The sequence below is a fragment of the Arthrobacter sp. Edens01 genome, from assembly GCF_001307035.1.
In the GTDB taxonomy this organism is placed as follows: Bacteria; Actinomycetota; Actinomycetes; order Actinomycetales; family Micrococcaceae; genus Arthrobacter_B.
Window position 1 is genome coordinate 738,207 of sequence record NZ_LKIU01000002.1, and the last position, 24,054, is coordinate 762,260.

The 24,054-nt window shown below is 65.7% G+C and carries 17 protein-coding genes and 1 tRNA gene; 10 read left to right on the forward strand and 8 right to left on the reverse strand.

All coding sequences use genetic code 11. The features are described from left to right. Positions 1 to 29: 29 nt before the first annotated feature. From hrpA to AO716_RS03870, 3 genes are all read right to left on the reverse strand, one after another. Complete coding sequence (hrpA, locus tag AO716_RS03860) at positions 30 to 3,926, reverse strand: ATP-dependent RNA helicase HrpA (RefSeq protein WP_055239603.1); 3,897 nt, start codon at positions 3,924 to 3,926, stop codon at positions 30 to 32. A gap of 13 nt (positions 3,927 to 3,939) precedes the next feature. Continuing rightward, positions 3,940 to 4,920, reverse strand: a complete 981-nt coding sequence (locus AO716_RS03865; RefSeq protein WP_055239604.1) for a helix-turn-helix transcriptional regulator — start codon at positions 4,918 to 4,920, stop codon at positions 3,940 to 3,942. 148 nt (positions 4,921 to 5,068) lie between these two features. Beyond that, positions 5,069 to 5,269, reverse strand: coding sequence for a hypothetical protein (locus AO716_RS03870; protein WP_055239605.1), 201 nt, complete (start codon positions 5,267 to 5,269; stop codon positions 5,069 to 5,071). A gap of 81 nt (positions 5,270 to 5,350) precedes the next feature. Here AO716_RS03870 and AO716_RS03875 point away from each other — a divergent pair, with 81 nt between their 5' ends. Further along, the gene (locus AO716_RS03875) at positions 5,351 to 6,385 is read left to right on the forward strand and encodes a GlxA family transcriptional regulator (RefSeq protein ID WP_082413286.1); all 1,035 of its coding nucleotides are present in this window, start codon (positions 5,351 to 5,353) and stop codon (positions 6,383 to 6,385) included. A 60-nt stretch (positions 6,386 to 6,445) separates the two neighbouring features. Here the strand turns inward: AO716_RS03875 and AO716_RS03880 are convergent, their stop codons facing one another. After that, positions 6,446 to 8,194 (reverse strand): pyruvate dehydrogenase, encoded by a 1,749-nt coding sequence (locus tag AO716_RS03880; RefSeq protein WP_055239606.1) that lies wholly within the window; start codon positions 8,192 to 8,194, stop codon positions 6,446 to 6,448. 350 nt (positions 8,195 to 8,544) lie between these two features. Between AO716_RS03880 and AO716_RS03885 the strand changes: the two genes are divergently transcribed. The 3 genes from AO716_RS03885 to AO716_RS03895 all read left to right on the forward strand — a co-directional run bounded on the left by AO716_RS03885 (position 8,545) and on the right by AO716_RS03895 (position 11,536). Then, positions 8,545 to 9,582, forward strand: a complete 1,038-nt coding sequence (locus AO716_RS03885; protein WP_055239607.1) for an efflux RND transporter periplasmic adaptor subunit — start codon at positions 8,545 to 8,547, stop codon at positions 9,580 to 9,582. A gap of 101 nt (positions 9,583 to 9,683) precedes the next feature. Beyond that, the gene (locus AO716_RS03890; protein ID WP_055239765.1) at positions 9,684 to 10,337 is read left to right on the forward strand and encodes an ABC transporter ATP-binding protein; all 654 of its coding nucleotides are present in this window, start codon (positions 9,684 to 9,686) and stop codon (positions 10,335 to 10,337) included. Further along, positions 10,334 to 11,536 (forward strand): ABC transporter permease, encoded by a 1,203-nt coding sequence (locus tag AO716_RS03895; protein ID WP_055239608.1) that lies wholly within the window; start codon positions 10,334 to 10,336, stop codon positions 11,534 to 11,536. Before AO716_RS03890 ends, AO716_RS03895 begins: the two co-directional genes overlap by 4 nt. A 64-nt stretch (positions 11,537 to 11,600) precedes the next feature. Here AO716_RS03895 and AO716_RS03900 read toward each other — a convergent pair. From AO716_RS03900 to AO716_RS03915, 4 genes are all read right to left on the reverse strand, one after another. Beyond that, positions 11,601 to 11,673 (reverse strand) — tRNA-Arg (locus AO716_RS03900). A 165-nt stretch (positions 11,674 to 11,838) separates the two neighbouring features. Continuing rightward, positions 11,839 to 13,356, reverse strand: a complete 1,518-nt coding sequence (locus tag AO716_RS03905) for a hypothetical protein (RefSeq protein ID WP_055239609.1) — start codon at positions 13,354 to 13,356, stop codon at positions 11,839 to 11,841. Beyond that, positions 13,353 to 14,222 (reverse strand): FAD:protein FMN transferase, encoded by an 870-nt coding sequence (locus AO716_RS03910; protein ID WP_055239610.1) that lies wholly within the window; start codon positions 14,220 to 14,222, stop codon positions 13,353 to 13,355. Before AO716_RS03910 ends, AO716_RS03905 begins: the two co-directional genes overlap by 4 nt. 10 nt (positions 14,223 to 14,232) lie before the next feature. After that, positions 14,233 to 14,706 carry a hypothetical protein gene (locus tag AO716_RS03915; protein WP_055239611.1) on the reverse strand — a complete coding sequence of 158 codons (474 nt, stop codon included), beginning with the start codon at positions 14,704 to 14,706 and terminating at the stop codon, positions 14,233 to 14,235. Positions 14,707 to 14,881: 175 nt separating this feature from the next. Here AO716_RS03915 and argS point away from each other — a divergent pair, with 175 nt between their 5' ends. The 6 genes from argS to rho all read left to right on the forward strand — a co-directional run bounded on the left by argS (position 14,882) and on the right by rho (position 23,996). Next, entirely contained in the window at positions 14,882 to 16,531 is a 1,650-nt protein-coding gene (gene argS / locus AO716_RS03920; protein WP_055239612.1) for an arginine--tRNA ligase, read from the forward strand. Between the two features lie 7 nt (positions 16,532 to 16,538). Beyond that, complete coding sequence (gene lysA / locus AO716_RS03925; RefSeq protein WP_055239613.1) at positions 16,539 to 17,960, forward strand: diaminopimelate decarboxylase; 1,422 nt, start codon at positions 16,539 to 16,541, stop codon at positions 17,958 to 17,960. Between the two features lie 23 nt (positions 17,961 to 17,983). After that, positions 17,984 to 19,282, forward strand: coding sequence for a homoserine dehydrogenase (locus AO716_RS03930; RefSeq protein WP_055239614.1), 1,299 nt, complete (start codon positions 17,984 to 17,986; stop codon positions 19,280 to 19,282). Between the two features lie 4 nt (positions 19,283 to 19,286). After that, complete coding sequence (gene thrC, locus AO716_RS03935) at positions 19,287 to 20,411, forward strand: threonine synthase (protein WP_055239615.1); 1,125 nt, start codon at positions 19,287 to 19,289, stop codon at positions 20,409 to 20,411. 14 nt (positions 20,412 to 20,425) lie between these two features. Further along, positions 20,426 to 21,397 carry a homoserine kinase gene (gene thrB / locus AO716_RS03940; RefSeq protein ID WP_055239766.1) on the forward strand — a complete coding sequence of 324 codons (972 nt, stop codon included), beginning with the start codon at positions 20,426 to 20,428 and terminating at the stop codon, positions 21,395 to 21,397. Between the two features lie 451 nt (positions 21,398 to 21,848). Next, positions 21,849 to 23,996: a transcription termination factor Rho gene (rho, locus tag AO716_RS03945; protein WP_055239616.1), complete on the forward strand. Its 2,148-nt coding sequence runs from the start codon at positions 21,849 to 21,851 to the stop codon at positions 23,994 to 23,996. Positions 23,997 to 24,054: the final 58 nt, after the last annotated feature.

Here is a 24,054-nt window from a genome sequence, read left to right on the forward strand (position 1 = left end):
CCCCGGCAGGAACTTAGCCCCGGCAGGAACTACGCCGGCGCCAGCGCCTGGTTCAAAGCGGTCCGGATCCGTTTCTCTGAAACGGACCGGGCCGTTCCCAGTTCCTGGGCGAAGAAACTGATGCGCAGTTCCTCGATCATCCAGCGCACCTCGGCCAGCGCCGGGGGAGTCCCGCGCCCGGGCGCCAAAGCCGCCACGGCGTCGTCGTAATCATCTTCCAGGCCCTGCACGACCGCCATGTTCAGCGAATCCCGCTGCACGTTGGTGGGCAGCTTTTCCAGCCGCCGCTCAATGCCGCCCAGATAGCGGGGCAGCTGGGCCAGCTGGGCATAGCCCGTCCGTGCCACGAAGCCCGGATACACCAGCTGTTCAAGCTGCGCCCGTACGTCGTTCAGGGCTGAAATCAGTGCCAGGGACGTGGTTCCCTTGAGCTGTTTCTGGATTCGCCGGGTGGCGGAAAGGACCTTTTCGACGATTGCAGTCACTGTGAAGACGGTGTCGATCAGATCCGCGCGAACCCTCTCGTACAGGGCATCGAACTCTTCCCTGGTCCAGGGCAGTTCCTCCGGCGTGAGCTTGTCGATCGCTGCCAGGGTGCAGTCCTCGATCAGGGCGGCCACGGAGCCGTGCGGATTCTGGCTGAAGGTGAGCTTCTCCGCGTTGCTCAGGTGTTCCAGCACGTACTTTGCCGGACTGGGCACCCGCAGCGCGAGCAGGCGGATCACGCCTGCACGCATTGCCGCGGCCTGCTCATCTGCGCTCTGGAAAACACGCAGGCCAGCGGTGCTGCCTTCGTCCACCAGGGCCGGATAGCCCGTGACAGTGTGGCCGGCCACGAGCGTATCGATCCGGCGCTCGATGGTGCCCACGCTCCACTCGGTGAGGCCGGTTTCCTCCCGGAAGGAGGACGATGCCTTCCCGTTCCCGTTTGCGGCGGCCGCGCGGGACGGCTTGGCCGTGGCTGTCTTCTGTGACGGCTTGACGGTTCCGGGCGTGGCTCCCAGGGATTCTGCAATGGCACGGCGGGTTGCAGGGGCCAGCGACTCCTCCAGGGCGGCAAGGTCCTTGCCCTCATCCAGGACCCGTCCGGAGGAATCCACCACGGTGAACCGCATCCGCAGGTGTTCCGGGATAGCGTCCCAGTTCCAGGAACCCGGAGGGATGATGTGTCCCTTCAGGCGGCGAAGGGCCAGCTCCAGCGACGGTTCCAGGGGATCCGACGCCGGGTCAAAGTCCGCTGCAAGGGCAGCTGCAGCAGCCCTCGCCACATCCGGGGCAGGAATGAAGTTCTTCCGCACAGCCTTGGGCAGGGACTTGATCAGGGCCGTGATCAGCTCGGCCCGCAGGCCCGGAATCTGCCAGCGGAACGGTTCAGGATCCAGCTGGTTCAGGAAGAGCACCGGGACCTCGACGGTCACGCCGTCGTTGGCTCCCGGAACCCCGGGGGTGAACTCATAGGAGAGCGGCAGATCGAAGTCCGCATAGCGGAAGGTCTTGGGGAACTCCGCTTCGTCCAGGCCGGCGGCGTCATCGGTGCGCAGTGCGTCCGGGTCGAAGTCCAGCAGCTTCGGGTCCTCATGCCGGGCATGTTTCCACCACTTGTCGAAGTGCCGTTCGGAGACCACTTCGCTGCCAATGCGTTCGTCGTAGAACTCGAACAGCGTTTCGTCATCCACACGCAGGCCGCGGCGGCGCACCCGGGTCTCCAGCTCTTCGACCTCGGCAAGCAGCGCCTGGTTGCGGTGGAAGAACTTGTGGTGGGTGCGCCAGTCACCCTCAACGAGGGCATGCCGGATGAACATTTCGCGGGACAGCACGGGGTCGATCCGGCCGTAGTTCACGCTGCGGCGCGGAATCACGGGCACCCCGTACAGGGTGACCTTCTCGTAGGCCATCACGGACCCGTTGCGCTTGGACCAGTGCGGCTCGCTGTAGGTGCGCTTGATGAGGTGCGGCGCCACTTCCTCTACCCACAGCGGATCAAAGCGTGCAGCGATCCGGGCCCAAAGCCGGGACGTCTCCACCAGTTCGGCGGCCATGACCCAGTCAGGGGACTTCTTGAACAGTGCCGATCCCGGGAAGACGGCGAACCGGGTCCCGCGCGCGCCGGCGTACTCACGCTTGCGCTGGTCGTACAGACCAATGTGGCTCAGCAGCCCGGACAGCAGGGAAATGTGGACGTCTTTTTCTTTCCCGACCGGATCCACATCGCCGGGGGAGAGAGTGATGCCCAAGGGCTTGGCCAGCTGGCGCAGCTGCGCGAACAGGTCCTGCCATTCGCGGATGCGCAGGAAGTTAAGGAACTCGTTTTTGCACAGTTTGCGGAACTGGGAGGAGGAGAGTTCCTTCTGTTTCTCCTGGACGTAGCGCCAAAGGTTCAGGAAGCCGGTGAAGTCCGAGTTCTCATCCACGAACCGCTTGTGCAGCTCGGCTGCCTTCTGCGCCCGTGCCGGGTCGTCCTTGGACGGCCGTTCGCGGGGATCCTGGATGGTCAGCGCCGCAGCCAGGACCATGACCTCGCGGACGCAGCCGCGCTGCCCGGCTTCCACGATCATCCGGCCGAGGCGGGGATCAACGGGGAGCTGGGCAAGTTTGCGCCCGACGGCGGTGATCCCGCCCTTGGGGGCCAGCGCACCGAGCTCGCGGAGCAGCAGTGCGCCGTCGTTGACCGCCTTGGGATCCGGCGGCTGGACGAATGGGAAGTCCGCTACGTCCTTGGGCCCCTGTGCCACGCCCATGGCGGCCATCTGCAGGATGACGGCGGCAAGGTTGGTGCGCAGGATCTCCGGGTCGGTGAATTCGGGGCGGGCCTGGAAATCCTCGTCGGAGTAGAGCCGGATGGCGATGCCGTCCGAGACACGGCCGCAGCGGCCCGAACGCTGGTTCGCCGAGGCCTGGGAAATACGCTCAATGGGCAGCCGCTGGACCTTGGTCCGGTGCGAGTACCGGGAGATACGGGCGGTGCCTGTGTCAATGACGTACTTGATGCCCGGGACGGTCAGCGACGTCTCGGCAACGTTGGTGGCGAGCACAATCCGGCGGTGCTTGCCGGGGGAGAAGACCCGGTGCTGTTCCGCCAGGGACAAGCGGGCATACAGCGGCAGGATCTCGGTATTGGCGAGCCGCGGGTTGCGGGTGACCGTACCGCGCAGCGCGTCGGCGGCGTCGCGGATTTCACGTTCTCCGGAGAAGAAGATCAGGATGTCACCGGGAGCCTCACGGGAGAGTTCGTCTACGGCATCGCAGACTGCGTCCAGCGGGTCGCGGTCCTCTTCGAGCTCGTCCTCTTCTTCGTCGTCCGTCCCCAGTGCGGGCTGGTTCAGCGGCCGGTAGCGGATCTCCACGGGGAAGGTCCGGCCCGAAACTTCAATCACCGGAGCAGGAGTGCCGTCCGGCGCCGCGAAGTGCCGGGCGAAGCGGTCCGGGTCAATCGTGGCGGAGGTGATGATGATCTTCAGGTCCGGCCGCTCCGGCAGCAGCCGCTTGAGGTAGCCGAGGATGAAGTCGATGTTCAGGCTCCGCTCGTGGGCCTCATCGATGATGATCGTGCTGTACTTCCTGAGCTTGCGGTCATGCTGGATTTCCGCGAGCAGGATGCCGTCGGTCATCAGCTTGACCTTCGTATCCCGGCTGGTCTCCCCGGTGAACCTCACCTGGAAGCCCACTTCGGCGCCGATCTCGACGTCGAGCTCCTCCGCGATGCGTTCGGCGACAGTCCTCGCCGCGAGACGCCGCGGCTGCGTGTGGCCAATCAGCCCCTTCTCGGCCAGGCCCAGCTCCAGGCACATCTTCGGGATCTGGGTGGTTTTACCCGAACCTGTGGCACCGGCGATCACGGTGACCTGGTTGGCCGCGATGGCGGCCATGATGTCATCCCGGCGTTCCGAGACGGGAAGCTCCGGGGGATAGGAAATTGTCAGTGCCATAGTTGGCACCAGTCTAATGCGTGGGCGGAATCTCCCCTGCTGCCCTTGCCAGGCGCCCCGCCGCTGTGCGGGCGCGTTCACGCATCTCTTCCGGTGCCAGGATTTCGAACTCCACACCCATGCCGGCCATGCGCACCAGAGGCTGGTCCAGCGAATCCCACCCGCTGCGCAGGACGGTGTGGCCCGGTCCGTCCGCTTCCAGCACTGCAACCTCCGCGGGAACCTGCTCGGCTACTGCCGCAAGCGGCGAAGCGATGCGGATAACGACGTCGTACCGGTAGGGACTGCGGGTGATCGCCGCCTGAACGTACGCCGCCAGGTCCTGTGCCGGGAGCGGCCGCGGCGCAAACTTCTCCCGGAGGACGGGCACCGACTGGCATCTGTCCACCCGGAACGTGCGCCAGTCCCGGCGTTCGGTACACCAGGCCACCAAGTACCAGCGCCGTCCCGTGCTGACCAGTTTGTAGGGCTCCACGATCCGGCGGCCCTCCGCGGCCTCATGGGCCTGGTAGCGGAATGCGGCGGCCCGCCGTTCGGAGATTGCGGTCGAGAACGCGGTCAGGATCTCCGGGTTCACTGCGGAAACGGTGGCCGAAGGACCTGCCATGACGCTCACGGACTGGCGCAGGGCGGAGAACTTTGGCCGCAGCCGTCCCGGGAGGACCTGTTCCAGCTTCACCAGCGCCCGGATCGATGCCTCGCCGATTCCCGAGACCGGCCCGGAAGCGACGGCCGTCAGGCCCAGCGCGACGGCGAGCGCCTCCTCGTCGTCGAGCAGCAGGGGAGGCAGCTGCGCACCGGCGCCCAGCTGATAACCCCCGGCGATTCCGGGGGAAGCAGAGATCGGATAGCCAAGGCTGCGGAGCTTGCCGATGTCCCGCCGGACGGTGCGTTCAGTGACGGACATCCGCTCGGCCAGGGCGGAGCCGGTCCATTCGCGGCGCAGCTGCAGGAGGGACAGGAGATGCAGCAGCCTGGCGGAAGTCTCGAGCATGGTCCTAAAGCTACTCCGGGATGCGGACAGAAGCTGTCCTTGATCGAAACGGGTCTGGTGTCCACCTGCCTAATCGGGGAGGGGACATGGCCGCAGTAACGCTGCTGTCGCGGGATCGAAGCGACGTTACTGGGCCAGGGCAGGCGCGTCAGTACCCCCGCGGCTGGTAGGGACGGTCGAGGTAGAGGTCCCGCGGATCCCGTACGTCCCACAGCGAATTGCCGTGCCATGGGCGGCCGGAGCTGACCGGAGGGAGGTGGCCCCGCCCGTCATTGCGGATGCCGATGATGACGGCGGCGATGCTCAGCAGGAGCAGTGCGGTTACGACGGCTATGAATAAGATTTCCATGTCTCAAGGCTGTGCCGTCCGGCCGGAAAAAATAAGTGACAGAAAGGACCATCATCAGTATGAAACTGCCATACTCTGGGCATGCTGAAATCGGTAGCCGTGGTAGCGCTGGATAACGTGGGTCCGTTTGAGCTGGGACTGGTGGCGGAGGTGTTCGCCCTGGACCGCTCACACCGCGGGACAGGAGTGCCCCGCTTCGATTTCAGGCTGGTCACCGATGTGCCGGGACCGGTACGCACCTCCGGCGGATACACGATCATGGTTGAGCGCGGGCTCGAAGCGGCAGCAGATGCGGATCTGGTGGTCATGGCGCCGTTTGGGCGATGGAAACCCGAACCCACCCCGGTTCCGCCCGCAGTGCAGGAAGTGCTTCAGCATGCCGTCCGGCGGGGCGCCTGGGTGCTTTCGGTCTGCACCGGAGCGTTCGCGCTCGCCGAAGCAGGCATCCTGGACGGCAGGAAGGCCACTACGCACTGGAGGAACGCGGGGCAGCTGGCCTCGGGCTATCCCCGGGTGGAAGTGGATGAAAACGTGCTCTACGTCCAGGACGGCAACGTGATTACGAGTGCGGGCACGGCAGCAGGCATCGACGCAGCGCTCCACCTTGTCCGGGTTGAGCTCGGAGCCAGGGCGGCGTCGTCAATTGCCAGGGACATGGTGGTGCCCCCGCACCGTGACGGCGGGCAGGCGCAGTACATTGACCGTCCGCTCGCCGTCACAGGCTGCGACACGCTGGAAGACACCCTTGTCTGGATCAGCGGCAACCTGGAGCAGGAGCATTCAATCACGGCGCTCGCAGCCCGGGCACACATGTCAGAGCGCACTTTCGCACGCCGGTTCAAGGCCGAAACCGGCACAACGCCTTCGGCCTGGATCAATGCGCAGCGTGTGCTCCGCGCCCAGGAACTCCTGGAAGAATCCGAGCTGAGCATTGAAGAGGTTGCCCGGGCCTCCGGGTTCGGGCAGGCCGTCCTGCTGAGGCACCACTTCAACCGCGATGTGGGGATCAGCCCGGCCGCGTACCGCAGGGTCTTCCGCGGACGCGCGGTGCGGCACAGCCCCGGCCGGGGATACCCGCTCCACCCATACCCGCCGGCTGCTGCAGACGCCGGGTAGTGTCCATGCCGCCGGACCGGGCCAGGGCAGGAACGGCGGGCGCCGGCACAGCGACCTGCCCTAGGACCGGGGAATGTTGCGCAGATTGCTTCGGGCCATGCTGACCGCCTGGCCCGCGCCCTTGTTCAGCACCACCTTTGACATGGCTGTGGCGAATCCAAGAACCTGGTCGGTGGTGATTTTGGGCGGTATGGACAGGGCATTGGGATCGGTGATCAGCTCCACCAGGGACGGCCCCTGATGGTCGAAGGCTGCCCGGTAGGCGTCCATGATGTCCGCCGGATCACTGACCCGCACGGAATGGAAGCCGATGGCAGCGGCAATTGCTGCGTAGTTGGTATCGGGTACGTCCACCCCGTGGTCGTTCAGCCCGTCCACCAGCATTTCAAGCTTCACCATCCCCAGGGTGGAGTTGTTGAAGACAACCACGTTCAGCGGCAGATTGTTCGTCCGGGCCGTGATCAGCTCGCCGAGCAGCATGGACAGTCCACCGTCACCGCAGAGCGCCACCACCTGCCGGTCCGGCTGGGAGAGCTGGGCGCCCACAGCGTGGGGGAGCGCATTGGCCATGGTGCCGTGCAGGTAGGAACCGATGATGCGCCGCGTCCCCAGCGGATTGATGTACCGGGCAGCCCAGACGTTGCACATACCGGTGTCCGCGGTGAAGACAGCGTCCGGGGAGGCTGCCTCGTCCAGGAGCGAAGCCGCATACTCCGGGTGGATGGGGACGAGCCTTTCCGCCTTCTGGGTATAGGCGCCAACCGCTTTGTTCATCAGCCGGTCGTGCTTCCTGAGCATTTCGTCCAAGAACCTCCTGTCCTGCTTCTCCTCAACCAGGGGCAGCAGCGCCTCAAGAGTGGGAAGGACGTCGCCGTGAACCGCAATGTCCACGTCGGTGCGCCGCCCCAGGTGCTGCGCGGCCCGGTCGACCTGAACCGTCCTGGTGTCAGGAAGGAACTGGTTGTACGGGAAATCGGTGCCCAGCAATACCAGCAGGTCCGCGTCCTTGATCCCCTCCGCGGCTGCCCCGTAGCCCAGCAGCCCCGTCATGCCTACGTCGTAGGGATTGTCGTACTGGATGAAGTCTTTTCCCCGGAGGGAGTGGCCCACCGGCGCCTTCACCTTGGCAGCGAATTCAACGACGGCGTCGTGGGCGCCTTCCGTCCCGATGCCGGCGAACACCGCAACTTTCCGGGCTTCGTTTACGGCAGCAGCCAGCTCCCGGATGCTCTCGGCGGCTGGAACCATGGTGGCCGGGCGGCACAGCGCCGGTTCCGGAGTCGGCGCCGTGGCCCTCTGCCCGGCGATATCGCCGGGAATAGTGACCACTGAGACTCCGTGCAGGGCTACTGCGTGCTGGATCGCGCTGTGCATGATACGCGGAGCCTGATCGGTGGTGCTGACAAGTTCGGAATACACCGAGCACTCGGTGAAAAGCCGGTCGGGGTGGGTCTCCTGGAAAAAGCCGCTGCCAATCTGGACGCTGGGGATGTGCGAGGCGATGGCCAGTACAGGGGCGCCGCTTCGGTTCGCATCATAAAGTCCGTTGATCAGGTGCAGGTTCCCCGGTCCGCAGGAACCGGCGCAGACAGCCAGCTTTCCCGTGAGCTGCGCTTCCGCTGATGCTGCCAGTGCGGCCGCTTCCTCATGCCGCACATGAATCCAGTCGATCCCGCCGCGGCTGGATCCTCCGGTCCGGCGGACAGCATCAACTATGGGGTTCAGGCTGTCTCCGACGATTCCATAAATGCGCTCCACCCCGGCGGCGCGGAGCTGGTCGATCAGTTGCGTGGCGAGCTGCTTGGCCATGGGTGCTCCCGAGTACTCGTGGCGGACTGACGAAACGTGCTTCGGCCATCCAGCAAACCAATCGGACACAAGCATGCCGGCGGCCGGAACCCTGATTCTACGTACCGGGCAGCCGGTGTCCACCCGGCCGGTGAACACGGACGGGGCCGCGTGCAAGTCAGCCCGGAAGATGAAAACCCTCCACCGCCGGGATGGAATGCGGCGCGGCTGAAGCCGTTTACGGCCAATGCAGCCTGCCTGCGGGGTAGCGTTCACCCCAGTCAAACCGGAACCGCAAGGTAGAGACAGGTTCCGGACAACGAAACGCAGCTGGCCCCACCCGGCAGCGGTCTACCCTATTTGGAGGGCTCATGGGTGCTGCCCGGCGCATTGTTTTCCCAATCCTGTGGCTGGTTGTTTTCGCCGTCATCGCCGCAGCGTTGTTCAAGCTCGCTTTCCTTGACGGCATGCGGGCTGAGGCACAGACAGACGTGCCCTCTGCCCAGATACAGACAGCTACGGTCCAGGCTGAGCTGGCCACCATCACCAACACCGTGGAGGTCCAGGGATCGGTGCTGTCCGATCCGGGGATCCCGGTCCGCAGCACCACGGACGGGACAGTGGTCTTCATCGATGCAGAGCAGGGGCAGACGGTGGAGAAAGGCCAGCGGCTTTTCCAGGTTCGAAAGCTCCTCGAGGACCAGCCGGTCATGCCTGCAGCCGATGAGGATGACGGCCCCCCGCCGCCGGCCGCGCCGCTTTACACCTACGTTGACGTTACGGCCACGGCCGGCGGAACCCTGGGCACATTCACGGTGCTGCTGAACCAGCAGGTCACCGTCGGAACAGAGGTTGCCTCGATCGATCCGGGGACGTTCTCGGTCCAGGGGACACTGACCCCCGACCAGCAGTTTCGAATCCTGAACCGCCCGGGTACCGCCGAGGTTGCACTGAATGGGGGACCGGCCCCCTTCGCCTGCGGTGACCTCACCATGGGCAAAACGCCGGCCGCTGCCGGGGGCGACGGCGCGGCGGGGCAGGACGGTTCAGCCCCTGGTCCGCAGACGCCGCAGGGCAGCGGATCCGTGAGCTGCGCTGTTCCCGGCGATGTCCCGGTGTTCGGCGGCCTGGGTGCCACCATTACCATCACGGCCGGCGAGGCAAGCGACGCAGTCACCGTGCCCACCACCGCTGTCCAGGGGCTCGTGCAGAACGGCGTGGTGTGGGTTGTCACCGCTTCGGGGGATACCGAGGAACGCCCGGTCACCCTCGGCCTGACCGATGGACAGGCTGTTGAGATCACGCAGGGCCTCAGCGAGGGCGAGGAAGTCCTCCTGTTCGTCCCGGGGGCCGAAGCTCCGCAGGATGAACAGGGCATGATGTACGGTCCCGGGGTGATGGGCGGATGACCGGACTTGCATCAGAGGTCTCGGTCCAGCCTGGTGCGGGGGCAGAGCCGGAGTACGTGCGCCGTTCACTCATTAGCCTGGAGCAGGTGACCCGCAGCGTTATGCTCCCGGACGGCAAGAACCTCACCATCCTGGACGGCGTTGACCTGCAGATCCACGGGGGAGACCACGTATCGGTGGTAGGCCGCTCCGGGTCCGGCAAGTCCACCCTGCTGAACATCCTGGGGATGCTGGACCTTCCTACATCGGGGCAGATGGAGTTCGACGGGATTCCCGTGGAGTCCATGAACCCGAACGCACGTGCCGTCAGGCGGGGCAGCGCCGTCGGGTTTATCTTCCAGCAGTTCAACCTCCTGCCCGAACGCACGGCCGTGGAGAACGTTATGACCCCGCTGCTCTACGCCCGTGGGCGGTCCTTTTGGCAGCGGGAGAGAATCGCCGCGCAGATGCTGGACCGCGTTGGCCTCGGCAGCCGGCTTCACGAGAAGCCGCAGAAACTGTCCGGCGGAGAGCAGCAGAGGGTCGCAATTGCCCGGGCGCTGGTCCGCGGACCGCAGCTGATTTTGGCCGATGAACCTACGGGTGCGCTGGACATCGGAACGGGCCAGGCAGTCATGGCACTCCTGCAGGAGGTGGTGGCTGAATCCGGAGCAGCACTGGTGACGATCACCCATGACCCCAATGTCGCGGCGCTCGCGGACAGGCATTTCCTCCTGGACGCCGGACGCCTGAGTGCCGGGGAGGAGGCGGCATGAGCCTGTCCGGAATGGCCGCTGCCCTGGTGGAGGCATGGACCGAACTGAGGATCCACCGGGCCCGGATCCTGCTGGCCCTGGTTGGGGTTGCCCTGTCAGTAGCGGCGCTGACCGCCGTCGTCGCGCTGGCAGATATGGCACGTGCTGCGATGGCGCAGGGATCCGAAGCCCAAAGCGGGCGCCCGGCAACCGTGAGCGTCTCGGCCTACCCCAATGACGGCTCCCCCGCAGATACCGCCGCGCTGCGCGAGGCCTACGACGCCACGGTGGAGCGCTATTCCGTCAAGCACGCCTCACTGTTTTTTCCCACGGTTATCCCGTTCCAGTTCCCTGACGGGGTAGTCCAAATCCAGACCTCGGTTGTGGACGTGGACTACGGCACCATGAGGCGGGTGAAGCTCGATTCAGGAACCTGGTTTACCGAAGCTGATGCCGAGCGGTTTGCCCCCGCCGTAATCGTCAACGAAGCATTCCACGCGCGCCTGGGCTACCCGGATCTGGACGCCGATCCGGTCGTGGAAATCCGGAACGGCAGCCACCCCGTGGACGCCGTTGTCACCGGCGTCCGGCCAAACCTGTATCCGGAGGAGTCTGCGTCCGCATACCTCCTTACCGGCGCTTACGACAGGCTGGGAACCGCGGACAACGGATCCGTACCGATGCTGGAACTGTGGGTGCCCGAAGACACGGCAGAGGCTCTGCAGCACGCCATTACGGCCGATCTCGCGGCACAGTTTCCCGGCATGCAGCCAAATGTCTACCGCAGCGACTATGCAGCGTGGGGTGACCCCTATGCGGTGATGACACTGGTGGTGGGAGGGATCGCGGGCATGGTGATGCTTCTTGGCGCCGTAGGCCTGCTCAATATCTCCATGGTCACGGTGAAGCACCGGGTCCGGGAAATCGGCATCCGCCGCAGCTTCGGCGCTACGTCGGGCCGGATCTTCTTTGGGGTAATGCTCGAATCCGTGGTGGCGACGTTCGCGGCCGGAGTCCTGGGGGTGATGGCGGCCGTCGCCGTCGTCAAGCTCCCGGTAGTACAGCAGCAGGTCGCCTTTGGTGTCACCGAGCTGCCCCCGTTCCCGGTGGAGGCTGCCTTGCTGGGGCTGGGAGCGGCCACTGCCGTCGGGGCCCTCGCAGGACTCATACCTGCCCTGGTAGCGGTGCGGGTAAAGGTCATCGACGCCATCCGCTACTGACAGGGACAAGGCAGCAAAAAACCCCGCTGCCATGAATGGCAGCGGGGTTTTCCCTGCAATTTCGTGCCCTCGATAGGATTCGAACCTACGGCCTGTTGCTCCGGAGGCAACCGCTCTATCCCCTGAGCTACGAGGGCGGGACACCGGGTAACCGGTGTGTCCTGCAGGGACTAAAGAAGCTTAGCAGGTTCTTGCCGGTGCCCGGAAACCATTTCCCCGCCCCCACCCGCCGAGAGGGCAGTTACGGCTCGTTTCAGCCTGCAAAAGAGCCGTAACTGGCCTCTCGATGGATCAGGAGGAGGTTAGTACCCCAGGAACGGATCGGTGTGGACCCGGCGCACTCCGGCTCCCTTGAGCGCGCTGCGGGCGGCAGCGACGGCCGACGGCGAACCGGCCACGAACGCCGTGCGCTCCGCGGCGTCGGGAACCGCCTTGGCCAGGGCAGCGGCATCCGGCAAACGTGCCCCAAGCCAGGTCCATCCCGGCCGCGAAGGATCTTCAGGCGTGCAGGCAACTACCCTGACCCCAAGCGCTGCCAGCTCGTCAGCGTAGGCCAGCTCCGCGGTGGAGGAAGCGGAGTAGACCAGCACAATGTCCCGGCCGGCAGCGTCGGGGGAGCGCAGCTGGCTCAGGAACGGCGTAATGCCGATTCCCGACGCCATCATCAGGATTTTGCGTCCGGAATCGCGCGGAAGCTGAAAGTCGCCGCCCACGGACGTTGCCGAGATTCGGGCACCGGGCTTCAGCGCCAGCAGCTTCGTCTTGAAGGAACTGCCCGGAGATGAAACCCGCAGCGCTACCGAAACGGTCTGCGGGTCCTCAGGTGCGGAGGTGAGGCTGAAAATTCTGCGCAGGCCGCGGCTGTCGGGGCTGGGATGCGGCAGGCTCAGCTCCAGGTACTGCCCCGCCCGGTAGCGCAGCGGCCGCTCCGGTTCAAAGACCAGCTCCCGTGCTGTGGGGGTCAGCTCCCGGGAGCCGCGCAGCCGCAGCGAGATGCCGCCCCGCTGTCCGGCAGCGAAAGCAAGCAGGTTGCCGATCAGCAGGGCAAGTTCGGGAGACATAAACACCGGTCCGAGGGAGAACGGAACGGAGAACAGGATGCCAACGACGCCGGCTTCCGCCAGCCGCTGCCAGCGCAGCGGCGGCAGGGTCAGCGGTTCGGAGAGCATAAAGCCGGCGAAGAACAGCACAGGATAGGACCCCAGCGCCGTGGCCAGGCCCTCCAGCACTGACTCTCCGGCAGAGGCAAAGCGAATCACCACGACTGCCGTTGCCACGAGCACGAACATTCCGGCCATCGGCAGCAGGCGGCTGCGGTAAAGCACCAGCAGTGCTGCCGGGATCACCACTACGAGCATCAGCGGCGCGGCCACCCACCAGACAGGAGCGTTAAGCCCCGTGACGCCCATGACGAAAGCGCCAACGGCAGCCGGGTTGAAGATGTGGCGCCGCCGCCAGACCAGCACGTACTTCGAGGCCGTTGCAGCCAGTCCAGCCAGCGCGATCCAGCCAAGCTGGACGCCGTCGGTGGTTGGCCAGAAGAGGAAGAACAGCAGCAGTCCGGTAATCAGGGCAGAGTCCGTCTGCGGGAAGGTCCGGAACAGCAGCCCCATCACCCGGCTGGCCATCAGCGTGGAGACCACCGCGGTTGCCAGCGTCGCCGCAAGCTCGGCCGGAGTGTAGAAAAGCGCGCCCGCAAGGGAGAGCACAAAGGACCACGCGGCCATGGCCAGCAGCAGTACCACGAGCATGCGGTACATGCTCATCCTCCCCAGCAGGCGCTGCAGCCGTGCGGAGGGAGTGCTCAGGGAAACGGTCATGAAAAAAGGACTCCAGCCATTGCGGGTGAATACTCTGCCCTGCCGTCGGAGAACATTCGCACGTAGTCGAATTGGAACTCGGCAGCGAGAGAGGAAGGGTCAGTGAGGAACAGTGCTGTGGCCAGGCCGTCTGCAGTCATGGCGTTCCGCGCCAGGACCCAGGTGGCAGCTACGGCCCTGACAGGTAAGCCCGTGGAGGCATCCAGGACATGGTGCAGGCCATTGCCCCATGCCCGCCGGTTGGTGGCGGAGGCGCACAGGGCGCGGTCCTGTAGGTGCACGACGCCGATGGCCTGGTTTGGGTCGAAGGGATGCTCCAGCCCAACCCGCAGTCCGGGTCCACAGTGGCGCATGTCGGAACCGGCATCCACCACAACCGAAGCATATCCGCGTCCGGTAACCAGTTCCCAGACGAGGTCTACCAGCTGGCCCTTCCCGGCAGCCCCGACGTCGAGCGTCCCGGGGCGGTCCAGGCTCAGGCGGACATCGTCCCGGGCCCCGGACTCCCAGCGCACGGCCTCCGGCCAGGGCGGGGCGCCGGCAGCCGGACCCTGCGGGGTCAGCCGGTAGCCCGGGCCGTAGCCCAACAGCTCAAGCGAACCGCCAACCAGCGGGTTCATCCGCCCGCCGGTCAGCCGGTCCAGGGAATCAAAGAGCGAGAACAGTTCAGCCGTGTAGCGGGGCAGGGATACCGTGCCTCCGCCGTGTGAGAGCCCGGACAGGATCGAGTCGCTGCGGAAACGGGAGAGCGCCGCGTCGTACTCGGAGACAAGCCCTGTCACGGCCGCACGGGTCTCGGCGTCGAGCGGGGCCTCGGCACTGATTTCCCACTGCGTGCCAATCGCTTCGAAGGACCAGGACTCCATGATCAGGCCTCTAGCGGGCCGCTTCGCTCTTGATTTCGTCCAGTGCCTTGTTGAAGCCCGAGCTGGTCAGCGAGGAAGAAGCGATTTTGTCCACCTTCACCTCATCAAGGGGTTTTCCAACGACCTCCTGCTGGACTCCACCAGTGAACTCGGCCTGGTAGCGCTTGGACGTCGGGTGGTTGCCGGACGTGGAAACTTCCACGTCCGTGACTACGCCGTCGCTCAGGGTCAGGGATACCGTGACCTCTTCCTTGGTGTTTGACGGCGGAATGTAGCTGCCCGTGGCGGTGTATTCACCGTTCTGGTACTGGCCGCCAGTTGCCGGCGCACCGCTGGACGCTGTACCGCTGGACGCTGCGGGCGTGGAAGCACCCGCTGCCTCGTCGGAAGCGGCGTCCTGGGCCGTTCCGGTGGAGCCGCAGCCGGCGGTTCCCAGCAGCGCCAGACCTGCGGCGGCAGTTAGCAGCGGTTTCTTGGAATTCACGGATGCTCCTTCAATTGCAGGCGGGTCTTCCCCTCTTATTACAACCCATCAACGCCGCCGTGTGCCTTTCGGTGCCCGGCTGTGCTGCAGGACACATTTGCCCCCGGGCTGGAGATTCAGGTGACGCAAACCGGAGGAATAAGGCCGGTGTGTGCAGCCCCGCTATGCTTAACCGGTGACTCCTGAAGAACTTTCCTCTGCCGTAACTGCCTGCCTCAAAGACGCCATCGATGCGGGTGACTTCAGCATCGAGCTCCCCTCCGAGGTCCGCGTGGAGCGCCCGCGGAACCGGGACCACGGTGACTGGGCCACCAACATTGCGCTCCAGCTCTCCAAGCAGGCCGGTATGAACCCCCGCCAGTTCGCGGAAATCCTGTCCTCGCGGCTGGAGAAGATCGACGGCGTTGCCAAGGTTGACATTGCCGGACCCGGCTTCCTGAACATCACGCTCGACGCCGGTGCCGCGGGCGAGCTGGCGAAGGCAATCGTTGAAGCCGGCCCCTCCTACGGCCGCTCCGATGCGCTTTCCGGCACACGGATCAACCTGGAATTCGTTTCCGCCAACCCCACCGGTCCGATCCACCTGGGCGGAACCCGCTGGGCCGCCGTCGGCGACGCGCTGGCCCGGGTCTTCGAATCCCAGGGAGCTGAAGTCACCCGGGAGTACTACTTCAATGACCACGGTGCGCAGATCGACCGCTTTGCCCGCTCCCTGCTGGCCTCGGCCAAGGGTGAGCCGGCGCCGGAGGACGGTTACGCCGGTGCCTACATCGAGGACATCGCCGCCCGCGTGCTCGCGGTTGAATCCAACATCCTGGAACTGCCGGAAGCGGAGGCGCAGGAGCGCTTCCGCGCCATCGGTGTGGACCTGATGTTCGGGGACATCAAGGAATCCCTGCACAACTTCGGCGTTGACTTCGACGTCTATTTCCACGAGGACTCCCTGCACGAAAACGGGCAGGTCGACAAGCTGCTGGAGCAGCTCAAGGGATCGAAGAACCTGTACGAGAAGGACGGCGCCTGGTGGTTGAACTCCACCGAGTTCGGCGACGACAAGGACCGCGTAGTCATCAAGTCCGACGGCAACGCCGCCTACATTGCCGGCGACATCGCCTACATCCAGAACAAGCGCGAGCGCGGCTTCGACCTGAATCTCTACATGCTGGGTGCGGACCACCACGGCTACGTGGCACGCCTGAAGGCGGCTGCTGCTGCCCTGGGCCACGACCCGGAGTGCGTCGAGGTGCTGATCGGCCAGATGGTGAACCTGGTCAAGGACGGCAAGCCGGTCCGTATGTCCAAGCGCGCCGGAACCGTGGTCACGCTCGAAGACCTGGTTGACGCCGTGGGCGTTGACGCAGCCCGCTACACGCTGGCCCGGTTCTCCACGGATTCAAACATCGACATTGACCTGGACCTGCTGACCAAGCGCAGCAACGAAAACCCGGTGTTCTACGTCCAGTACGCCCACGCCCGGACCTACGCACTGGCCCGCAACGCCGAGGCCGCCGGCGTGGACAACTCCGCCTTTGACGCCACGCTGCTGTCCCACCCGACCGAAGGCGCACTGCTGGCTGCCCTTGGCCAGTACCCCGGTGTGGTGGCCCAGGCCAGCACGTTCCGGGAACCGCACCGCGTGGCACGCCATCTGGAAGTCATTGCCGGCACCTACCACCGCTGGTACGACGCCTGCCGCATTGCCCCGCAGAACGGGGAAGAGGTCACGGACGTGAACCGTACCCGCCTGTGGCTGAACACGGCGGCCCGCCAGGTGCTGGCCAACGGCCTGGACCTGCTGGGCGTCTCCGCTCCGGAACGGATGTAAGGAAAGCATGAGCGTTTCCCCGCTGGCACCTGCTTGGCTCAGCCTGCCCGAAGACCCCAACGCCCTGCGTCCCGACATGTGGGCGCAGGACGTGCGGCGCGGAGAGCACGGCGAACTTGAGATCTCCGGAATCCCGGTCTCCGCCCTCGCGGCAGAGTTCGGCACCCCGGTGTTTGTGGTCTCGGAGGCTGATTTCCGGGCCCGTGCCCGGGACTTCAAGGATTCCTTCGACGCCGCTTTCGCCGAGGTCTGCGGGGGAGTGGACGTGTACTACGCGGGGAAGGCTTTCCTCTGCACCGAGATCGCACGCTGGGTCGGCGATGAAGGACTGCGGCTGGACACATGCTCCGGCGGCGAACTGGCTGTTGCCGCCCGTGCCGGCATCCCCGGTGCCAACCTGGGCCTGCACGGCAACAACAAGTCCGATGCCGAGCTGAACCGTGCGCTGGACATGGAACTGGGCCGGATAGTTGTGGACTCCCTCCCGGAACTGCACCGGCTGGGTGCCCTTGCGCAGGACCGCGGCGTGCGCGCCAACGTAATGCTGCGGCTGACTCCCGGAGTGCATGCCCACACCCACGAGTTCATTGCCACCGCGCACGAGGACCAGAAGTTCGGCCTGTCCATGGCAGCCGATCCGGAAACCGGGACGTCTCCGGCAGCCGAAGCTGTCGCCGCAGCACTGGAAAACCCCGGGATCAATCTGCTGGGCCTGCACAGCCACATTGGCTCGCAGATCTTCGACCCCGCCGGGTTCGAAGAAGCTGCCCGCCGCCTGCTGGCCTTCCTGGCCGAGGTCAGGGCAGTCCACGGCGTTGAACTGCCGGAACTGGACCTTGGCGGAGGCTACGGCATTGCCTACACCGAGGCGGACACCCCGCGTCCGGCTGCGGAGATTGCACAGGCCATGGCCGCCGTCGTCTCCTCCACCTGCGCTGAGCTGGGCCTCGCTGCCCCGCGCATCTCGATTGAGCCCGGACGCGCGATCGTTGGGTCCACTACGTTCACGCTCTACCGCGCCGGCACCGTCAAGACTGTCCGCGTTGACACGCCCGCCGGAGAAACGGCGGCGCGCCGCTATGTATCCGTGGACGGCGGGATGAGCGACAACGCCCGCCCGGTGCTTTACGACGCCGACTACTCCGCCGTGCTGGCCTCGCGCGCCTCGGAACATGACGCAGTTATGTCGCGCGTGGTTGGCAAACACTGCGAGAGCGGGGACATAGTGGTGAGGGATGTATATCTGCCCTCGGACGTGGACCACGGCGATCTCGTGGCTGTTCCCGGCACCGGCGCCTACTGCTGGGCGCTGTCGAGCAACTACAACTACATTGCCCGCCCGCCTGTTGTGGCTGTTAGGGACGGGGCCGCGCGGTTGATTATCCGCGGCGAAACCGAAGAAGACCTGCTGTCGCGGGACGTTTCATGACCGGTATAGGAGAAGGCACAGCAATGAAGACCCTCAAAGTGGCACTGTTGGGATGCGGGAACGTGGGATCCCAGGTGGCCCGGATCCTCATTGACGACGCCGCTGACCTCACCGCCCGCACGGGAGCAAAGCTGGAGCTGGCCGGAATCGCCGTCCGCAACCCTGACGCACCCCGGGATGCCGAGCTGCCCCGCGAACTTTTCACCACGGACGCCGAGGCACTGGTTGAATCGGCGGACATCGTGATTGAGCTGATGGGCGGCCTTGAGCCGGCCCGCACGCTGATCCTGCACGCAATCGGCCACGGTGCCTCCGTGGTCACCGGCAACAAGGCACTGCTGGCAGCCGACGGGGCTGCCCTGTATGAGAAGGCCGACGCTGCCGGCGTCCGGCTGGCCTACGAAGCCGCCGTTGCCGGCGCCATCCCCATCCTCGGGCCGATCCGGGACAGCCTGTCCGGCGACCGGATCACCCGTGTGCTTGGCATCGTCAACGGCACCACCAACTACATCCTTGACCAGATGGATTCCACCGGCGCACAGTTCGCCGATGCACTGGCCGAAGCCCAGCGCCTGGGCTACGCGGAAGCGGACCCGACCGCCGACGTCGAAGGCCACGACGCCGCTGCCAAGGGCGCGATCCTCGCATCCCTGGCCTTCCATACAACCTTCGACCTGGCCAACGTCTCCTGCGAAGGCATCTCCTCGATCACCGCGGAGGACATTGCGGCGGCAAAGGACGCCGGCTTTGTCATCAAGCTGCTCGCGATCGCCGAAAAGCTGGAGGCCGACGGCGCCGAGGGCGTCAGCGTCCGGGTCCACCCCACGCTCCTGCCGCGCACCCACCCCCTGGCAGCCGTCCACGGCGCGTTCAACGCAGTGTTCGTGGAGGCCGAAAACGCCGGCGAACTGATGTTCTACGGCCAGGGCGCCGGCGGCACACCGACCGCCTCCGCTGTTATGGGCGACGTCGTCACTGTTGCCCGCCGCCTGGTGCTGGGCGGCCATATGGGCGTCGAGGCGGCTTCCGGGCATGTCCCGGCCCTGCCGATGGACAAGGTCACCACCAGCTACAGCATTGGCCTTGACGTGGCCGACGCTCCCGGTGTCCTGTCCGCAGTGGCCCGGGTCTTCGCCGAGAACGGCGTCTCCATCGAGACCATGCGCCAAAAGAGCCACACCGACGCAGCCGGCGCCTCCGCCGAACTGCGCTTCGTGACCCACCGTGCACCCGAGGCTGCGCTGGCGGCCACCGTGCAGGCCATCAAGGGCCTGGACGTCATCAATTCCGTTACATCCGTCCTGCGGGTAGAAGGAGTCTAGAACCTTGGCTCATCAATGGCGCGGCGTCATCCGCGAATACGCCGACCGTCTCCCGGTCACCGAGAAGACCGAAGTCATCACGCTCGGTGAAGGCGGCACCCCGCTGGTCCATGCGAAGGCCCTCTCCGAACTGACCGGCAATGAGGTCTACCTCAAGGTCGAAGGCATGAACCCCACCGGGTCCTTCAAGGACCGCGGCATGACCATGGCAATCACCGCTGCCGTGGAAGCCGGAGCGAAGGCAGTTGTCTGTGCCTCTACCGGCAACACCAGTGCCTCCGCTGCTGCCTACGCGACACAGGCCGGACTCACCTGCGCGGTGCTGGTCCCGGACGGCAAGATCTCGATGGGCAAGCTGAGCCAGGCGATCGCGCACGGTGCGCAGCTGCTGCAGGTCAACGGCAACTTCGACAACTGCCTTGAGGTTGCCCGGAAGCTGGCCGAGGCCTACCCGGTCTTCCTGGTCAACTCGGTGAACCCGGCCCGCATCGAAGGCCAGAAGACCGCCTCCTTCGAGGTCGTCGACTTCCTGGGCGACGCACCGGACTACCACCTGCTGCCGGTCGGCAACGCCGGAAACATCACCGCATACTGGCGCGGCTACCAGGAATACGCCCAGCCCTGGACCAACAACGCCGGTACCGAGCTGGCACCGGTCGCCACCAAGACTCCGGTTATGTGGGGCTTCCAGGCCGAGGGCGCATCCCCGCTGGTCAAGGGCCACCCCGTGACAGATCCTGACACCATTGCCACGGCCATCCGGATTGGCAACCCCGCGTCCTGGGACCAGGCAATCGCTGCCCGCGACGAATCCGGCGGCCTCATCGAAGCAGTCACGGATACCGAAATCCTTGAAGCCCACCGCTGGCTTTCCTCCCGCGAGGGTGTCTTCGTGGAACCTGCCTCCGCGGCCGGTGTGGCGGGACTGCTCAAGAAGCACGCAGCCGGAGAGGCTCCCACGGGCAAGAAGATCGTCATCACCGTTACCGGCCACGGCCTGAAGGACCCGCAGTGGGCCCTGCGTACCGCCGACGGATCCGACGTTGAGCCCACCAAGGTGGACTTCGACGTCGTCAGCGTGGCCGCTGCACTGGGCCTTGAAGAGGCCGCCCCGGCCTCGGCCGGCTAGGGCAGGCCGTGAAGGTGGAAGTCCAGGCTGCGGACGCAGCGTCCGGTGACCGGATTGCAGCGGGCCAGGACCTTTCGGTCCGGGTCCCTGCGACCAGCGCCAACCTGGGTCCGGGATTCGATTCGCTGGGCATGGCCGTCTCGCTGTACGACACCGTGCGGGTCCGCACCACGGATTCGGACACGGTCCGGGTGCGGGTCCGTGGTGAAGGCCAGGACGTGCTTCCAACGGACGAAACGCATTTGGTGGCACGGACCATCGCGGACACCATCCGCCGGGCCGGGTTCGTCGCAGGCGGGTTTGAGCTTGAGTGCGAGAACGTGATTCCGCATGGCAGGGGCCTCGGCTCCTCCGCCTCGGCCATTGTGTCCGGAGTCCTGGCGGGAAACGCGCTCCTGCCCGCTTCCGCCCGCCTGGATGCCGCCGGCCTGCTGCACGCCTGCTCGGCGCTGGAAGGCCACCCGGACAACGTGGCACCGGCTCTGTCCGGTGCGCTGGCGGTGTCCTGGGAGGAAGCCGGCGTATTCCGCTCCATCCGGGCCGGTGTACATCCGGACATTGTGCCCGTTGTCGCCATTCCAGCCACTGAACTTTCCACCGAAAGCGCCCGCGGGCTGTTGCCGGCGGCCGTGCCGCACCGCGATGCCGCCGCGAACTCCGGACGTGCGGCGCTGCTGATGCACGCCATGACCACGGATCCGTCGCTGCTCCGCGAAGCAACCGAGGACTTCCTGCACCAGGGCTACCGGGCCCCCGCCATGGCCCCGAGCGCTGACCTCATCCGTGCCCTGCGCAGTGAAGGATACGCGGCCGTCGTCTCCGGCGCCGGGCCAACGGTTATGACGCTCGCCCCGGACGCGGACCAGGCACGCGCCGCAGAGGAATTCATCTCCGCCTACCTGGACGCACACAGCGGCCAAAACTGGCGTGTGCTGGGGCTTGGCGTCGACCAGGATGGTGCTAGAGTGGTACTGCACCATCGGTAAATACCCGTAACTCGGTATGTCACCGTATTTGTGCTTCCACCGGCAGGTCGTCCCGTTCTGTGGACCACCGTGGCTTGTTCCTAAGACCGGATTGTTGACTGTGTTGGCTGTGCTCTGCAGCTTCCAGCCCAGATGTGCTGGCGGCAAATACAGCCTTCATAACGATTCGGACGGCTGGGCAAAGTCGACCCGCGGAAACGCAAGCATCGGTGTAGCCTTCCGGAGACTGCCAAGAAACGGTCAGTCGATGATTATCTGATCCAGGTGTTTTCAGGCAGCGAAGCTGCCGTAACTACCGTGGACTCTCCAATCAAGGCACCAGCAGATTCACCGTTGCCGGGAATCCCCGCAGCAGGTGAACCCTGGACCGCATGTCAGATCATCGGTCCAAGGGCCATTCAACGCGGCCGGCATCCATGCCGGACCGCCCGACGAGGGGGAAGGATCCTTCGTGACAGATACCACCGACCTGACTGCAGGTGTGGACTCATCAGCATCCGCCGGTTCCAACGGCGAAACAAATTCAAAGAGCTCCGGTCTTGCCGGCCTGAAGCTTGCACAGCTGCAGGCACTGGCCGGCCAGCTGGGCATCACCGGCGGATCCCGCATGCGCAAGGGCGATCTGGTTACGGCCATTTCAAACCACCAGCGCGGGGGAGCAGTGGCAGACCGTGCCGCAGCTGACCGTCCGGTACGCGGCTCCAAGGCTGAGGCCACAAAGGCTGACAAGGCCGGAGCCGACCGTCCGGTAAAGGAAGCTGCCGCACCGGCAGCTGCCGCTGCACCGGCCGCTGAGGCTCCCGCTGCCGCTGAGGGCGAGAAGGCCGCCGAGCGTCCGTCCCGCACCCGCAACCGCAACCGCCGTGCAGCGAGCGACGGCGTCGTCACTCCCGCCGCCGGTGAGGCACCGGAGGCGGCACAGGCAGAGGCCCCCGCAGCCGCACCGGCTCAGGAAGGCACCCGCGAAGAGGGTCAGCGCGAGCGCGGCCGCAACCGCCGCAACCGCCGCAGTGACAGCGAAACTTCCAGTGAAGGGAACGCCGCAGAGACTGCAGGCGCGGACGCTTCACAGGAAAAGGGCGACTCTTCCCGTGAGTCCCGTGAGGACGACCGCGGCGAACGCCAGGGCCGCAACCGGAACCGCAATGACCGGGACAACAACCGGAATGACCGCGAGAACAACCGGGACAACAACCGGAACGACCGGGACAACAACCGCAGCGACCGCGAGAACAACCGGAACGACCGCGACAACAACCGCAGCGACCGCGACAACCGCGATTCCGACGGTGACGACAACAGCCGCAGCGGACGCAACCGCCGGAACCGGAACCGGAACGACCGCAATGACCGCGGCGACCGCAACGACCGCTTCCGCGACCGCAATGAGCGCCGCCGCAACCGCGACCGCAGCCCCGAGGTTGACGACGTCGAGGTCACTGAAGACGACGTGCTGCTGCCCGTCGCCGGCATCCTGGACGTCCTGGAGAACTACGCGTTCGTCCGCACCTCCGGTTACCTGCCGGGCCCGAACGATGTCTACGTTTCCCTGGCACAGGTAAAGAAGTACAACCTGCGCAAGGGCGACGCCGTGGTTGGCGCCATCCGTGCACCCCGTGAGGGAGAGAACCAGGGCAACACTGCGCGCCAGAAGTTCAACGCGCTGGTCCGCCTGACCTCCGTCAACGGCAAGCCGGCCGAGGACAACAAGGACCGCGTCGAGTTCAACAAGCTGGTTCCGCTGTACCCCTCCGAGCGCCTGCGCCTGGAGACCTCGCCCAAAGTGATCGGCCCCCGCGTCATCGACCTGGTTGCCCCGATCGGCAAGGGCCAGCGCGGCCTGATCGTCTCCCCGCCCAAGGCGGGCAAGACGCTGATCCTGCAGGCGATCGCCAACGCGATCTCCATCAACAACCCCGAAGTACACCTGATGATGGTCCTCGTGGACGAACGTCCCGAAGAAGTCACCGACATGCAGCGCACCGTCAAGGGCGAGGTCATTGCCTCCACCTTCGACCGTCCCGCCGATGACCACACCACGGTTGCCGAACTCGCCATTGAGCGGGCCAAGCGCCTCGTGGAAATGGGCAACGACGTCGTGGTCCTCCTGGACTCCATGACCCGTCTGGGCCGTGCCTACAACCTGGCCGCTCCGGCGTCGGGCCGTATCCTCTCCGGCGGTGTCGATTCTTCGGCCCTGTACCCGCCGAAGCGTTTCTTCGGTGCAGCCCGAAACATCGAAAACGGCGGCTCGCTGACCATCCTCGCAACTGCTCTCGTTGAGACCGGTTCCAAGATGGACGAGGTCATCTTCGAGGAGTTCAAGGGCACCGGCAACATGGAACTGCGCCTTTCCCGCAACCTCGCGGACAAGCGCATCTTCCCCGCTGTGGACGTCAACGCCTCGGGCACCCGCCGCGAAGAGAACCTGCTCTCCGCTGAAGAGGTCAAGATCATGTGGCGCCTGCGCCGCGTCCTTTCCGGTCTTGATACCCAGCAGGCACTGGAGCTCCTCACCGGCAAGATCAAGGAAACGCAGTCCAACGTTGAGTTCCTGATGCAGGTGCAGAAGACCACCCTGGGCACCAAGAACGATTAGCTGCCTGACCTAGCCGCTCATGCCCGGCCCTCTTCGGAGGACCCGGGCCTGGGCGGCT